A 15,901-nucleotide genomic window follows, 5' to 3' on the forward strand; every position below is an offset into this window, starting at 1 on the left:
ATATTGAACAAATTTATTAAAAACAAAAAAATAAATAAACTACTCACTTCTCTTCCTTAAGCAGAACTATTGATAATAAGCTAAATATTATTATCAATTTATCATGAAGTATAATATTATATATAAATAATGCTTTATTTTAACCCATATACATTCCTCCATTTACATGAATAGTTTGCCCAGTAATATAACTAGAATCATCAGAAGCAAGAAACACTACTGCATTTGCTATATCTTTAGGCTCTCCAAATCGATGAGCAGGAATATTAGATAAAATATTCTTTTTTTGTTTATCAGTCAAATTTTTTGTCATATCAGTATATATAAATCCTGGAGTCACTAAATTTACAGTAATTCCCCAAGATGCTACTTCTCTAGCTAATGATTTCGTAAATCCAATCAAACCTGATTTAGCTGCCGAATAATTTACTTGCCCAATATTTCCCGTCATACTTACTACAGAACCTATATTAATAATCCTACCATAACGATTTTTTATCATCGATCTTATCACTGCTTTAGACATTCGATATACTGCATTTAAATTAACATCTATTACTGACTGCCACTCATCATCTTTCATATATACTAAAATTTTATCTTTTGTAATACCAGCATTATTTATTAATATATCTACATTACCAAATTCTTTATGTATCGTCTGTAAACAAAAGTTAATTGAATGTTGTTCAGTAACATTTAAACAAATACCTTTCCCTTTATTACCTAGATACATATTAATATCTTTTACACCATATTCATCAGTTGCAGTGCCTATTACTGTAGCTCCATAATTTATAAATAATTCAGCAATAACTTTTCCAATACCTCTTCTAGCTCCAGTCACTAAAACATTTTTTTTTGTAAAAATCATTTTGTATATCTATTCCCGTTATAAAACTCATTATTATGAATGTATAATTAATTTTTCGAACATATATCTATTGCAGTTATTAATCCATTAATATCATTTATTGGCAAACTAAGTATATTATTATACATAGATCTATGTATTAATTGAGTTAATATTTTCCCAGGACCCATTTCTAAAAAAATTTTAATATTTGCATCAATAATTTTATGAATAATTTCTTTCCAACGAACTGGAGTATACAATTGACGTATTAATGCATCACGAATAGCTAATGGATCTATTTCAATAGACACGTTAGTGTTATTTATTAATGGTATTTTAGGAGAACAAATCTTCACTTTTTTTAAAGCTTTTCTAAATTCATCAATTATTGGTTTCATTATAACACAATGTGATGGTACACTAATTGGAAGAAATGCAACATATTTTGCTCCTGCTTTTTTACAAAGTAAATTTACCTTTTCTACTGCTTTCATATGACCTGAAATCACTATATTTCCATCAGCATTAAACACAGAGGGAGCTACAATTTGATTACATAAAAATTCAGTAGTTACTTTTTTACACAATTTAATCACAACGTCATCACTTAATCCAATAATAACAGACATTGCTCCATATCCATATGGAGACACTCCTTGCATCAATTCACCCCGAAGCATTACTAATTTTACTGCAGATAATAAGTCTATGCTTTCTGAACATACTAACGCAGAATATTCTCCTAAACTATGACCAGCCATGATATTTGGAATTTGACCTCCCTGTTCTCTCCAAATTTTCCAAATAATTACTGAAGCTGTCAAAATAGCTGGCTGAGCATAACATGTTTTATTTAATTCATCGATAGGTCCGTATTGTATTAATTTCCAAATATTACAATTCAAAATTTCAGACACATCAGAGAAAATTTTTTTCACTAATTTATAACGAATAGCAAAATCTGATAACATGCCTAAATGTTGTGATGATTGACCAGGAAATATCACAGCTAAAGTTCTATCTAAAGTATTCATATATATCCTTTTTGATATTATTTATAAACGTAATAAAACTGACCCCCACGTAAATCCTGCTCCAAATGCTTCTAATAATAATAATTGATTCAATTTAATACGTCCATCTCGAACCGCTTCATCTAACGCTAAAGGAATAGAAGCTGCTGAAGTATTCCCATGTTTATCAAGTGTAATTATTATTTTTTTCATATCTATGTTTAATCGTTTAGCAGCAGCGGAAATAATTCTTAAATTAGCTTGATGAGGTATTAACCAATCTAACTCATCTTGATGTAAATCATTTAATCTTAAAGCTTCTTGGACAGCATGTGTTAATATAGAAATAGCCATTTTAAATACTTTATTACCAGCCATTGTTAAATAAATAGATGAGCAAGAATTTACACATTTGTTACAATTTGGCAAAGTTAATAAATCTCCATGTTTACCATTAGCATGTAAATGAGTAGAAATAATTCCTGGACTATTTGAACGACCCAATATTACCGCTCCAGCTCCATCTCCAAATAAAATTAATGTACCTCGATCTTTAGGATTTAAAGAATGACTTAAAATATCTGATCCCACAATTAAGGCGTATTCAACAGTACCGTTTTTAATATATTGATCTGCTACATTTAATGCATATATAAAACCAGAACAAGCCGCTGCTAAATCAAAAGCAATAGTATCCCGTATATTCAAATCACGTTGAATTTGGCAAGCTGAACTAGGAAACGCATGACTAGAAGATGTTGTTGCAACAATAATTATACCTATTTTGTCAGGCTGGATATTCGACATATCTAATGCTTGTTTAGATGCAAAGTAACCCATTTTAGCAACAGTTTCATAAGAATTAGATATACGACGTTCCTGAATACCAGTACGATCTATAATCCATTCATTTGAAGTATTTACCATTTTTTCTAATACAATATTCGATCTAATATGTTTAGGCAAATAACTACCTGTTCCAAAAATTCTAGTAAACATATAATATATTATTAGTGGTAATTATTTTGAGATAAAATCATTTTGCTTAATCGATCAGCAATTTTTTCTGGTATTTTTCTTTCTACTGCATGAATAGCTTGCATTATGGCTGTAGCAAATGCATATTGATTAGCTCCCCCATGACTTTTTATTACTGTGCTACGCAATCCCACCAAATATGCTCCATTATATTGATCTGGATTTAATTGAATAAATTTTTTAAAAAAAATTTTACTAAACCAACATTTGATATTTTTAATAAAATAACAATATATCTTATTTTTTCCTTCTGATTTTTGAAGTAAAGATAAAATAACTCTTATAACTCCTTCCATAGTTTTTAACGTAATATTTCCAGAAAAACCATCACAAACTAAAACGTCTGTTTTTCCCATTAATAAATCATTAGCTTCAATATAACCAATATAATGAATTGAAGAAATAGTATGTAATATTTTTGACGCTTGACGAATATTATCTAAACCCTTAGATTCTTCTGATCCTATATTTAATAGGGCTACTTTGGGGTTGTTTATTCCTACAATTTGTTCTGATAACACTGTTCCCATAATAGCAAACTGCACTAACATTAAGTCATTGCATAAAATATTAGCGCCTAAATCTAAAATTACAGTTCTTCCTTTATTTTGATTTGGTAAAAATGCTGTTAAAGCAGGTCGATCTATTCCATGAATAGATTTTAAAACTAACTTCGATAATCCCATAAGAGCGCCAGTGTTTCCTGCACTAACACAAGCTTGAGCATGTCCTGACTTAATTAATTCTAGTGCAACTCGCATTGATGTATCTTTACTTACTCTGATAGCTTGAGATGGTCTGTCATTATCGTTAATTACAGATTTTGAAGGTACTATAGTTAATCTATTAACATATTTAATGTTATTTTTTTTTAAAACAAACTTAATTTTATTAGGATTACCAACCAACAATAACTTAAGCTTTGGATATAAATTCAAAGCTTTTAAAGACGCAGGCACAGTCACCTCTGGACCAAAATCCCCACCCATAGCATCTAAAGAAAGAACTAAATTTTTCAAAACTATATATTATGTGAAGTTGACTTTTTAATCACTTTTAATCCTTTATAAAAACCATCATTAGTAATATGATGTCGGCGATGAATTTCTTTAGATATTTGATCTATTGATAGATTTGCTAATTTTAAAGCATGATGAGAACGACGCATACCCCGTTTAGAACGAGTGGATTTATTTTGTTGAACTGCCATTATAATATACCTCCTTTAATTTATTTTTTGATATTTACTTATTAAGTAATGAAACATTATTTATAATCAAAACAAATATTTCTAGTACTAAATACATTAAATTTACAACGAATTACTAAAATTTAACTAGCATTAAGTGAAATAATCTTATAACCAAAACTAAATTTTGTATATATAATTACTTTTTGTATTATTATATTAACAACATCTTCTTAATTGTAATTAATATAATATCAAAAATATATACAAATCAACGAATAATATAAAAGTGTTTAGCATGATCAAATACACAAAACTATTTTTAAAATTATTAAATACCATTTATTATAATAATATATAATAAATAAACATACTAAACAACCAAAACATGATAACTATATTTTATATATTGCTCTATAGATTAAAAATCAATAGAACTAATAATAAAATAAATAAAATACTCAATACTATATTTATATGCTAAATTATTTTAATATAAAAATTATTTACATGTAATAAAAAAATTCTACTATAACTCTATAATAAATTTCATCGTTCATAAATCATATAATATGAATAATAATTTCCTTAAAGTATTTTAAAAATTAATTATTTATTCATCTCAACAGCATGAGATGATACTAATATATATCTTTAACTATTAATAGAATTTTAAATATGCCTTATTTTAAATATATTAGTTATTTATTTGTATTAATTCGCTTTTATTTTTAGAATTGATATTGAATTTACATATGAAATATTAAAAATATATCATAAGTTTTATACTATAAAAAGCAAATATACTAACAATAGTATCAATTATTTTTCTTTTAAAAAATTTAAAATATATATAAATAATATTACTTTCTTTTATGAGAAGAATAGTAATTCATGAATTGTTTTAATATAATAAAGCCATTGATTATAAAAATTATAATTAATAAAAATCTAAATTAATCACAATACCTTAATACAAAAACATACTCGATATTTTATAAGCATTACTATAATAACGAAATATATTTTAACTATATAATACAATTCAACCACCATATAGTTATGCTGAAATACAATACATTTAATATTTAAAACATTATTTTTAACTAAAGATAAATCAAATTAAAAAATAATAATATAAAAATAAAATAATAATTAAAATTACTAAATTAATAATAAATTTTATTATTTAAAATACCATAAAATATTAATTTTTATAACATACTTAAGTTTTAAAAAATATATTTATATTACAAAAATATAAAATAATATTAACATTGAGTAAATCACAATGAAAAGAATGCTAATTAACGCTACTCAAAAAGAAGAACTTCGAGTAGCATTGGTAGATGGGCAACGTTTATATGATTTAGATATTGAAATAATTGGACATGCCCAAAAAAAATCTAATATTTATAAAGGAAAAATTATTCGAATAGAACCTAGTTTAGAAGCAGTATTTGTAGATTATGGATCAGAACGACACGGATTTTTACCGATGAAGGAAATTGCTCGAGAATATTTTCTTTCTTCATCATGTTTGCAAAACAAATCCAACGCTAAAGATATATTACGAGAAGGACAAGAATTAATTGTACAAATAAATAAAGAAGAAAGAGGAAATAAAGGTGCTGCATTAACTACTTTTATTAGTTTAGCCGGAAGCTATTTAGTTTTAATGCCAAATAATCCTAAAGCTGGAGGTATTTCGCGAAGAATCGAAGGAAACGATCGAATAGAATTAAAAGAAACTTTATCTTCATTAGAATTACCTGAAGGTATGAGTTTAATTATTCGTACAGCTGGAGTCGGTAAATCTACAGAAGCATTAGAGTGGGATTTAACTTCTCGTTTACAACACTGGAATACTATCAAAAATACCGCATCTGGTCGACTAGCTCCATTTCTAATTCATCAAGATAGCAATGTAATTGTGAGAGCATTTCGAGATTATTTACGACCAGATATAGGAGAAATTTTAATTGATAATCCAAATATCTTAAATATAGCAAAAGAACACATCACATCTTTAGGCAGACCAGATTTTGTAAAAAAAATAAAATTATATAATGGAGATATTCCTTTGTTTAGTCATTATCAAATTGAATCTCAAATTGAATCTGCATTTCAACATGAAGTACGTTTACCATCTGGAGGATCGATTGTAATCGATACCACTGAAGCATTAACAGCAATTGATATTAATTCCTCTCGATCTACAAAAGGTGTCGATATTGAAGATACAGCTTTTAATACAAATTTAGAAGCAACAGATGAAATAGCTAGACAATTACGTCTTCGAGATATAGGTGGACTGGTAGTAATAGACTTTATAGACATGACATCAAATCGCCATCAACGAGAAATTGAAAATACTCTCCGTACAGTAGTTCGACAAGACAGAGCACGTATTCAAGTTGGTCGTATTTCTAAATTTGGATTATTGGAATTATCTAGACAACGATTAAGACCTTCATTAGATGAATCTAGTCATCATGTTTGCCCTCGTTGCAGTGGAACAGGAAGTATTCGAGATAATGCGTCACTTTCTTTATCTATTTTACGTGTCATTGAAGAAGAAGCATTAAAAGAAAATACTTGTGAAGTACATGCAATTGTTCCAGTAGCTATCGCATCATATTTACTTAATGAAAAAAGAAATGCTATTAGTAATATTGAACAACGGCAAACAGGAGTTCGAGCAATTATTGTTCCGCACGAACAAATGAAGACACCAAATTATGAGGTACGTCGTATACGTAAAGGAGAAATAAACAATAATAACAATAAACCAAGCTATTTATTAGCAACGTATCAAAGTAATAATTTAACTTCATTTGAAGAATATACTACTATAAAAAACTATGATGTTACCATAAATCAAAAAAAATCAATACAAATAACACACACTACAGCATATTTAATTAATTATTATCAAAAGATATTATATTTTTTAAACAATCTGTTACAATTAAAATTTAGAAAAAACATTATAAAAATAATTAAAATAATTAACTTTGACTCATTTTTCAAAAAATATATTTTTTATTTCAACAAAAAAAAAGACATCAAATATAATAAAAATACTAAAAAATTATTTCAATATAGTACTTATATTGAAAGTAAACAAAATATAAATAATAGAAAAAAAAACAATTCCAATACTAACTACAAAAATAATAAAAATAATTATAGTTATCGAGATTCATCAAATTTATATTACGAAAAAAATATATATAATAATATATATTTGTCAAGACGTACTAAAAATAATATAGATCATTTTACCAATAATTTTTCTATTGTAAATATAAAAAAACCTATACATCAATCAAAGAAAAATTTAAAAGAAGAGAACAATCAATACAAAAATAAAAACTTTTATTAAACTATAATATAAAAATTACAATAATGGATATTTACAAAAAATAACTAAATTAAAAATATTTTCTTAAATAATAAATTATAAATATTTTATAAAATATTATTGACAATTCAAAAAAACCATTAGACATATATTTAATTTTAATTTACAAATAAAAAATTCTCATTTAAATTTTATAAAAACCACTTATATAAATATAATTTATATATTTCAATCCATTTTTAGTTTTAAAAAATCATTTTATTTACTACTATTATGATATACTTAGTCCTTAAATATATAACATTTATTTAAATAAAACGTTATTCTATTTAAATTGTAAGATCTTTTTATTAATATAAGATTTGATAAGAGAATAAATCATTGAAAATCTTAATATATATTATTATAAATATGAGTTTTTGTTATGTTTTTGCAGATATTTATTTGTTATCTGACAGTAGTAGAATTATTGGAGAAAACTCAAAATATATTATCCCTAAAAATAATACACATTCTTTAGAATATTTCGCTGAAAAATTCAAAATAGGTTTACGTAATATATTAGCTGCTAATCCTACTATTGATTTATACCTACCAGATCCAGGACAATCAATTCTTATTCCTAAAAAACTTATTTTACCAAATACTCTTCGTACAGGAATTATTATAAATAGCGCTGAAATGAGATTATATTATTATCCTAATATAAAAAATAATAATATTGTTATAGTATTCCCTATATCTATTGGTACTATTGATCACGAAACCCCATCAAAATGGATAACGTCAGTAAAACATAAAAAAAAAACCCTATCTGGATACCAACTCAAAATATGCGAAATGAATACATAAAACATGCTGAAATTTTACCAACAATAGTTTTATCTGGTCCTAACAATCCTCTTGGATCTTACGCTTTATATTTAGGAAATAGTTATGCGATACATGGATCAAACACAAATCTTGGAATCGGATTAAGAGTAACAAGAGGATGTATTAGACTAAGAATAGAAGATATAAAAACTCTATATACTCTAGTTCCAATTGGTACTAGAGTAGAATTTATAAACGAACCAGTAAAAACAGCTATTGATTCAAATGGGATTCAATATTTAGAGATACATACTCCTTTATTTACTAAAAAAAGCAACAATAAAACAAATAACATAGTAAATACACATAATTTAAAATCACATACATATTCGCTGATAAATCACAATTCTAAAAACATAAACTTTTCAAAAGTTAATCAAATTACAGAAGAGCGCTTAGGAATACCAATTGTTATTACTCGATAGCTATTAAATAATATTACAATTCTTTAAAAGTTACAATAATTTATTAAATTGTAACTTTTTTATTAAAACATAATAATCAATTATTAAGAATGATATAAAATAAAGCATATCTGATTTAAAGTATATATTTTTAATAAGTTTATATCTAAATTACATCTAGATAATACCCGGGACGAGATTTGAACTCGTACAGCACAAAGCCGAGGGATTTTAAGTCCCTTGTGTCTACCTATTCCACCACCCGGGCATTATTCATTAAAATAAATTTAATATACTAACTAGTTAGTATATTAAATAATCATTAATAAAATAGGCGCGCCTCGGATTCGAACCGAGCTAAACGGATTTGCAGTCCGCAACATTACCACTCTGTCAACGCGCCTTAATAAATATGCAAATTATTAATTATTGTAGTTTCTTTAATAATTTTAAGTTTTATAAACTACAACAAATATAAATATTTATAACTTTAAAATACTATTAATTTTTTTATTTAAAATTTTAAAAACCACAAAACAATATTTATTTACTATATAAGTAAATATAATATCAATTTAATAATTGATAGTACTCAAATAAAAATTATAATTTCATAATCATACTACACGCAACATACAAATAATAACACATTGACCACAATGTTAATAACACTGCAATGTATAAAGCTATTATTCCTAATATCACAATCCATTCATTAAATCTACATAACAACGCAATTAATGAAGACATTTGTATAAAAGTTTTTATTTTACTTAACCAATAAACAGAAAGATCTTGAAAATTATAAATTTTAGCTATCCACTCTCGTAATGCTGAAATAATAATCTCTCTAATGATCATAGTAGATATAGGTAAAGTTATCCACCATACATGAAAATATTCAGACACTAAAGTGCACGCCGTAACAACCATAATTTTATCCGCTACTGGATCTAAAAATTTACCAAATTTACTAGTTTGTTTCCACCGACGAGCTAAAAATCCATCAAACCAATCTGTAATAGCCGCAATAAAAAATATAATAGCACAAAGCATTGGTCCCCAATATACTGGCAAATAAAACACTATCGTAAAACATGGTACCATTATTAATCTTAATAACGTTAAAAACATTGGTACATTAAAAATTTTACAATAACTTAAAATATTATATATAATAAACATTGCTTTTCTATATTTATAATGTTTGATTATAAATAAACTGGTAGTTATTATACATAATTTTATGATACTCAAAAACCTTTTATTTGTGAACTTAGAAAAATTATTTTATATATATTTACTCACTTCAGTTATTAATAATATACGGGTCGTTAGCTCAACTGGTAGAGCAGTTGACTCTTAATCAATTGGTTATAGGTTCGAATCCTATACGACCCAATAGGAAATTTCAATTAATTTAAAATATGTCATATAATATCACATTAAATATTTAATACATTTATTAACAAAAGATTCATTTTTGGAGGAGTAGAGATTCGAACTCTAGAATGTTATATACATTACTGATTTTCAAGACCAGCGCCTTCATCCACTCGGCCACTCCTCCAAAAATGAATCTTTTGTTAATAAATGTATTTTAAAATTTAAATTCTTATAAAATATAAAGATATATATTATATATACACATTATATCATAACTATATTATAATCATTATTATAAATAATAATTATTTAAAATCATTTCAATTATTTTTATTTAACAATTTATTTATGAAAAAAAATCAACTCAATATTAATACCGATTTAGAAGGATATTTAATAAATTTTGAAGATTGGGACATAACGGTAGCTACTAAATTAGCTGATTCAGAAAAAATTACACTACATAAAATACACTGGGAAATAATTCATTTTGTACGAATGTTTTATAAAGAATATAAAATGTTACCAAAAATTCAAACAATTATTAATATAATAACATTAAAATACGGTCAAAAAAAGGGAAATAGCAGATACTTAATTCAATTATTTCCTAAAAAGTCTGTTATTCAACAAATTTCAAAAATTGCTGGCCTTCCAAAACCTAAAAAATGTTTATAACACTACCAATGCAAAATCTTCTAATTTTTTAAATCTATAACAGATGTAATTACAAAAAATTTATCTATTCATTAACTCTTGATTTTACAATCATTATCCCATATTTATAATAATTATACAGTTAGTAATATTGGAGTATATTACAATGGTTTTTAGTAAATTCGGAATAGGACAACAAGTTCGACATAGATTATTGGGATATTTGGGAGTAATAATAGATGTAGATCCAGAATACTCCTTAGAAAAACCAACTTTAGATGAAATTACTGGAGATGATTCTTTAAAAAAATTTCCGTGGTATCATGTAGTTATGGAAGATGAAGACGGAAAACCCATCCACACTTATTTAGCAGAAGTTCAATTAAGTTATGAAGATACTTCTATGCATCCAGAACAATCTACCTTAGATGATCTTTCTGAATCTATTAGACTACAGTTAAAATCTCCCCGATTAAGAAATTGATTTTATATCTTTATAAATATTTAACAAATTATATAAAATGTTTTTATATTATATACTCAAATTTGTTCATTCAAATTTAATACTTTAATTATTATTTTTTATTTAATAGAAAATGTTTTTGGTTTAAATCGTACTAAATAATTATTTTTATAAAAACTATTCAATTTTGAAAATAATATTCATCACAAATAATAAATCAATATATATTTTTTTATACAAAAATATATATTGATTTATAATCATAAAAGGTAATATATAACTATTTTATTTAAAAAATAATTTAAATACCATATTCGATAGGATAAATGTTTATATGTTAAATAAACGTGAATTTTACACAAAAGAAGATTTATTAAATTCAAGTCAAGGAAAACTATTCGGAAGTAAAGGACCAGTACTTCCTGCTCCCAATATGCTAATGTTAGATCGAATAACAAAAATGACTACAGATGGAGGAAATTATAATAAAGGTTTTGTATCAGCAGAATTAGATATTCGATCAGACATGTGGTTTTTTAATTGTCACTTTATTAATGATCCTGTTATGCCAGGATGTTTAGGGTTAGATGCAATGTGGCAATTAATAGGGTTCTATTTAGGTTGGATTGGAGGAGAAGGTAAAGGACGTGCTTTAGGGGTAAAAGAAGTAAAGTTTACTGGTCAAATTTTACCAACATCTAAAAAAGTTACCTACTTTATTCATTTCCGGAAAATTATCAATAGAACATTAATTATGGGAATGGCAGATGGAGAAGTTTTATGTGATAAAAAAACAATTTATACTGCAACTGATTTGAAAGTTGGATTATTCAAAAACATTGCAAATTTTAATACATAAAACTTAATATCTTAAATATAAAAATAATTATTGAATTATTTTACATACTATCTTTATAATAAAATCAATAATATTATTTTTGCTTATATGAATATATCAGATCTTACTAAAGCAGTTATGATATCAGTTATATATAAACATATTTAACCAAAAAGTTAAAGTGTATAACTATAACTATAGTACACTCCACATCATTTTAAATATATAGGAATTCTTATGAAAAGAACATCTATTTCAAATATATTGCAACAATTTATTCCAGAAAATACTAAAATTACTGTATGTGGTTGGATTCGAACTCAACGACATTCTAAATCTAAGATTTCTTTTCTTAACTTAAATGACGGATCTTGTTTAGACACTTTACAAGTGATTGCTGGAGAAAACTTACATAATTATAAAAAAGACATATTACATTTGACTAGTGGTTGTTCTATAATGGTTTGTGGTAAAATAGTAAAATCTATTGGCAACAAACAAAATATAGAACTTATTGCCACACATGTAACGGTATTAGGATGGATAGATCAACCTAATACTTATCCCATTGCACCTAAAAAACACTCTATGCAACATTTAAGAAATTTTGCACATTTAAGACCAAGAACACACATTTTTGGATCTATTGCACGTATTAGACATATTTTATTTCAATCCATTCATAATTTTATGCACAAAAAAGAATTTTTATGGATACCTACTCCAATAATTACTTCGCTAGATACAGAAGGAAACAGTAAAATGTTTTCTGTTTCAGAAACTTTAGATGATGAAAAAAAACCCAATCATTCTTCTACCTTAAATAAAAATTTAAAACAATTTTTTTTTGGAAAAAAAGCCTTTTTAACAGTATCTGGTCAATTAAATGTAGAAACTCATGCTTGTGCATTGTCTAAAGTTTATACTTTTGGTCCAACATTTCGAGCAGAACATTCTGATACTAATCGACACTTGTCAGAATTTTGGATGTTAGAGCCAGAAATCGCTTTTTCAAATCTAAATGATCTCATTGAATTAGCAAAATCTTTTTTAATAGATATTATTAGGATTATTTTAGAAAAATGTATTTCTGATATAACATATTGCTCACACCATTCAAAATGTAATCTTATTGAACGATTAGAAAATTTTCTAAATAGTAAAATAAATTATATAGAATATACAGATGCGATAAATTTATTAAATAAATGTAATAATAAAAATTTCAAAAATACAATATATTGGGGAGCTGATTTATCTTCTGAACATGAAAAATATTTATCAGAAGAATATTTTAAATCTCCTATTATTATAATAAATTATCCAAAAAATATAAAAGCTTTTTATATGCGTTTGAATGACGATAATAAAACTGTTGCATCTATGGATATATTAGTTCCTGGAATTGGAGAAATTATTGGAGGTTCTCAAAGAGAAGAGAGATTAAAAATATTAGATGAACGATTATTAGAAAATAATCTTTCAAAACAATATTATTGGTGGTATCGAGACTTAAGACGATATGGAACAGTACCTCATGCAGGATTTGGATTAGGTTTTGAAAGATTATTAGCATATATTACAGGAATAAAAAATATAAAAGACACTACTCCATTTCCTAGAGTTTTTAAAAATATTAACTTTTGATACATCTTAAATTTTAATATTTTTATTTGACATATAATTATTAATATTAATAATTATATGTCAAATAAAAATATTAAAATTAATAATTGTCATATATAACAAGTTTTGATACAATTCAAAAAATTATATAATAATATTATTATTTCACATTGGAAATAACAATTATGTTCGAATCAATGTTAATGGCGCCTTCTGATCCTATTCTTGGATTATCTCAAATATTTTCTAGTGATATTAGAAAAGAAAAAATTAATTTAGGTATTGGAGTGTATGTCAATAAAATTAGTGCAGCTCCAGTTCTAGAAAGCGTAAAACATGCCGAAAGTTTTCTATTAAAAAAAGAAATTGACAAAAATTATTTAAATATTGAAGGTATGCATTCATTCATAAATGCAACCCAATCATTACTATTCGGTCAAGATGAATCTATTATATCAAAACAACGTATCAGAACTATTCAAGCACCAGGAGGAACTGGAGCTCTAAGAATAATTTCTGAGTGTATTGCTAACAATTGCAATACCCACTCAAAAAAAAAACAACGTATATGGATTAGTGATCCCAGTTGGATAAATCATAAAAATATTTTTCATGCATCAGGATTAGAAGTTTATTCTTATCCATATTATAATCAATCAAAACACTCACTTGATTTTGAAAAATTAATAGATACATTAAATTCTTCAGTAAAAGCTTCAGATATAGTTTTATTGCACTGTTGCTGTCATAACCCAACAGGTATTGATCCAACAATAGAACAATGGAAAATTTTATCCGAAAACTCCGAAAAAAATGGATGGATACCTTTATTTGACTTAGCTTATCAAGGTTTCGACTCTAGTTTAAAATCTGATTTAACAGGATTACATATTTTTTGTAAGAGAAATCCAGAGCTAATAGTATGTAATTCTTATTCTAAAAATTTTGGTTTATACAATGAACGTGTAGGAGCATGTACCATAGTAGCACAAAACAGTAACCATGCTGAATGCACCTTTAGCCAGTTAAAATCTACTATTAGAGCTAATTATTCTAATCCTCCCGCTCATGGAGCAGCTATTGTCTCTACCATATTAACAAACCCATCATTACTACATATATGGAAAAATGAGCTAAAATGTATGAGAGAATATATTAAAAGCATGCGTTCTTTGCTTTTAAAAAAATTAAATAACTATAAAAATCAAAAATTTGATTTTATTAAAAACCAAAAAGGAATGTTTGCTTATATGGGACTTGATTCAGATCAAGTAATTAAGTTACGCGAACAGTCAGGAATTTATCTAGTAGACTCTGGTAGGCTAAATTTAGCAGGTTTATCAAAAGATAACATCACATACATATGCGAATCTATATGTAAAATTTTTTAGCATGATAATCGCTAATCAAATTATTTGACATTACAAAATTTCTTATTACATTATTCATATTCAACAATATAAATATAATGCAACCCCACCTGATCCTAAATTAGAATCTAAGGCTGCAGTATTTTACTTCTATTCTTTACCCTATCTATCTTTTTTTACGTTAAAAAAACATTATTTTTACGTTCATATCCAATAGTAGAAATAGGACCATGACCTGGTAGAAAAGTAACATCATCCTCTAAAACAAGCAATTTATTTTTAATTGATTCGATCAAAGTAAGATAACTACCTCCTGGTAAATCTGATCTCCCAACATTCTTTTTAAATAACACATCTCCCATGATTATAAACTTACACAATTCATTCCAAAAGACAACATGACCTGGAGAGTGACCTGGACAATGTAAAACTTTAAAAACTTCATAACCTACTTGTATTTTATCTCCATCTTTTAACCAAAAATCAGGATTAACTGAAAAGTTATAAGCTTTATCAATTTTTAAAATTTGACATTGTAATCCTAAATCATTCATTAAAAACTCATCATCTTTATGTGGTCCAAAAATTGGAACATTATAATGTTTTTTCAAATCTATAGCCCCACCGACATGATCAATATGACCATGAGTTAATACAATTTTACTAATGTTGACATTTAAATAATCTATTTCCTTCAATAATTTTTCTTTTTCTCCACCAGGATCCACTACAATTGCTTCATTAGATTTTTCACACCAAACTACTGAACAATTTTGATTAAAAGAAGTAACTGGTATAATATGATATTTCATCTTAACCCT

At 25.7% G+C, this 15,901-nt stretch carries 15 protein-coding genes and 4 tRNA genes; 9 read left to right on the forward strand and 10 right to left on the reverse strand.

Annotated elements, in window-relative coordinates; all coding sequences use genetic code 11:
• Nucleotides 1-139: 139 nt before the first annotated feature.
• From fabG to rpmF, 5 genes are read right to left on the reverse strand one after another with little or no spacing between them, the layout of a single operon-like run.
• Nucleotides 140-874 (reverse strand): 3-oxoacyl-ACP reductase FabG, encoded by a 735-nt coding sequence (fabG, locus tag Bfest607_RS02050; RefSeq protein WP_500838095.1) that lies wholly within the window; start codon nucleotides 872-874, stop codon nucleotides 140-142.
• Between the two features lie 47 nt (nucleotides 875-921).
• Nucleotides 922-1,890: an ACP S-malonyltransferase gene (gene fabD, locus Bfest607_RS02055; protein WP_500838096.1), complete on the reverse strand. Its 969-nt coding sequence runs from the start codon at nucleotides 1,888-1,890 to the stop codon at nucleotides 922-924.
• A 21-nt stretch (nucleotides 1,891-1,911) separates the two neighbouring features.
• Nucleotides 1,912-2,868 (reverse strand): beta-ketoacyl-ACP synthase III, encoded by a 957-nt coding sequence (locus Bfest607_RS02060; protein WP_500838097.1) that lies wholly within the window; start codon nucleotides 2,866-2,868, stop codon nucleotides 1,912-1,914.
• Nucleotides 2,869-2,879: 11 nt separating this feature from the next.
• On the reverse strand, nucleotides 2,880-3,926 hold the full coding sequence (gene plsX / locus Bfest607_RS02065; RefSeq protein ID WP_500838098.1) for a phosphate acyltransferase PlsX: 1,047 nt from the start codon (nucleotides 3,924-3,926) through the stop codon (nucleotides 2,880-2,882).
• Nucleotides 3,927-3,928: 2 nt separating this feature from the next.
• A complete protein-coding gene (gene rpmF, locus Bfest607_RS02070) occupies nucleotides 3,929-4,117 on the reverse strand; it encodes a 50S ribosomal protein L32 (RefSeq protein WP_500838099.1) in 189 nt (62 codons plus the stop codon).
• 1,270 nt (nucleotides 4,118-5,387) lie between these two features.
• Here rpmF and rne point away from each other — a divergent pair.
• From rne to Bfest607_RS02085, 3 genes are all read left to right on the forward strand, one after another.
• Nucleotides 5,388-7,484 carry a ribonuclease E gene (gene rne / locus Bfest607_RS02075; protein WP_500838100.1) on the forward strand — a complete coding sequence of 699 codons (2,097 nt, stop codon included), beginning with the start codon at nucleotides 5,388-5,390 and terminating at the stop codon, nucleotides 7,482-7,484.
• Nucleotides 7,485-7,874: 390 nt separating this feature from the next.
• Nucleotides 7,875-8,315 carry a L,D-transpeptidase family protein gene (locus Bfest607_RS02080; RefSeq protein WP_500838101.1) on the forward strand — a complete coding sequence of 147 codons (441 nt, stop codon included), beginning with the start codon at nucleotides 7,875-7,877 and terminating at the stop codon, nucleotides 8,313-8,315.
• Nucleotides 8,297-8,761 (forward strand): L,D-transpeptidase family protein, encoded by a 465-nt coding sequence (locus Bfest607_RS02085; protein WP_500838102.1) that lies wholly within the window; start codon nucleotides 8,297-8,299, stop codon nucleotides 8,759-8,761. Before Bfest607_RS02080 ends, Bfest607_RS02085 begins: the two co-directional genes overlap by 19 nt.
• A gap of 164 nt (nucleotides 8,762-8,925) precedes the next feature.
• Here Bfest607_RS02085 and Bfest607_RS02090 read toward each other — a convergent pair.
• The 3 genes from Bfest607_RS02090 to pgsA all read right to left on the reverse strand — a co-directional run bounded on the left by Bfest607_RS02090 (nucleotide 8,926) and on the right by pgsA (nucleotide 9,925).
• Nucleotides 8,926-9,008 (reverse strand) — tRNA-Leu (locus Bfest607_RS02090).
• A gap of 64 nt (nucleotides 9,009-9,072) precedes the next feature.
• Nucleotides 9,073-9,143: transfer RNA gene (locus tag Bfest607_RS02095), tRNA-Cys, on the reverse strand.
• Nucleotides 9,144-9,343: 200 nt separating this feature from the next.
• Nucleotides 9,344-9,925 (reverse strand): CDP-diacylglycerol--glycerol-3-phosphate 3-phosphatidyltransferase, encoded by a 582-nt coding sequence (gene pgsA, locus Bfest607_RS02100; RefSeq protein ID WP_500838103.1) that lies wholly within the window; start codon nucleotides 9,923-9,925, stop codon nucleotides 9,344-9,346.
• Between the two features lie 143 nt (nucleotides 9,926-10,068).
• Here pgsA and Bfest607_RS02105 point away from each other — a divergent pair.
• Nucleotides 10,069-10,141: transfer RNA gene (locus Bfest607_RS02105), tRNA-Lys, on the forward strand.
• Nucleotides 10,142-10,224: 83 nt separating this feature from the next.
• Here Bfest607_RS02105 and Bfest607_RS02110 read toward each other — a convergent pair.
• A tRNA-Ser gene (locus Bfest607_RS02110) sits at nucleotides 10,225-10,310 on the reverse strand.
• Nucleotides 10,311-10,474: 164 nt separating this feature from the next.
• Between Bfest607_RS02110 and Bfest607_RS02115 the strand changes: the two genes are divergently transcribed.
• From Bfest607_RS02115 to Bfest607_RS02135, 5 genes are all read left to right on the forward strand, one after another.
• Nucleotides 10,475-10,804, forward strand: coding sequence for a TusE/DsrC/DsvC family sulfur relay protein (locus Bfest607_RS02115; RefSeq protein ID WP_500838104.1), 330 nt, complete (start codon nucleotides 10,475-10,477; stop codon nucleotides 10,802-10,804).
• 145 nt (nucleotides 10,805-10,949) lie between these two features.
• On the forward strand, nucleotides 10,950-11,267 hold the full coding sequence (gene hspQ, locus Bfest607_RS02120) for a heat shock protein HspQ (RefSeq protein WP_500838105.1): 318 nt from the start codon (nucleotides 10,950-10,952) through the stop codon (nucleotides 11,265-11,267).
• Nucleotides 11,268-11,580: 313 nt separating this feature from the next.
• Complete coding sequence (gene fabA / locus Bfest607_RS02125; RefSeq protein WP_500838106.1) at nucleotides 11,581-12,105, forward strand: bifunctional 3-hydroxydecanoyl-ACP dehydratase/trans-2-decenoyl-ACP isomerase; 525 nt, start codon at nucleotides 11,581-11,583, stop codon at nucleotides 12,103-12,105.
• Nucleotides 12,106-12,321: 216 nt separating this feature from the next.
• Nucleotides 12,322-13,731, forward strand: a complete 1,410-nt coding sequence (gene asnS, locus Bfest607_RS02130) for an asparagine--tRNA ligase (RefSeq protein ID WP_500838107.1) — start codon at nucleotides 12,322-12,324, stop codon at nucleotides 13,729-13,731.
• Between the two features lie 164 nt (nucleotides 13,732-13,895).
• Nucleotides 13,896-15,101: an amino acid aminotransferase gene (locus tag Bfest607_RS02135; protein WP_500838108.1), complete on the forward strand. Its 1,206-nt coding sequence runs from the start codon at nucleotides 13,896-13,898 to the stop codon at nucleotides 15,099-15,101.
• Nucleotides 15,102-15,256: 155 nt separating this feature from the next.
• Here the strand turns inward: Bfest607_RS02135 and Bfest607_RS02140 are convergent, their stop codons facing one another.
• The gene (locus Bfest607_RS02140) at nucleotides 15,257-15,892 is read right to left on the reverse strand and encodes an MBL fold metallo-hydrolase (RefSeq protein WP_500838109.1); all 636 of its coding nucleotides are present in this window, start codon (nucleotides 15,890-15,892) and stop codon (nucleotides 15,257-15,259) included.
• Between the last annotated feature and the right edge of the window lie 9 nt (nucleotides 15,893-15,901).

This window comes from Candidatus Blochmannia festinatus (nom. nud.) (assembly GCF_059936355.1).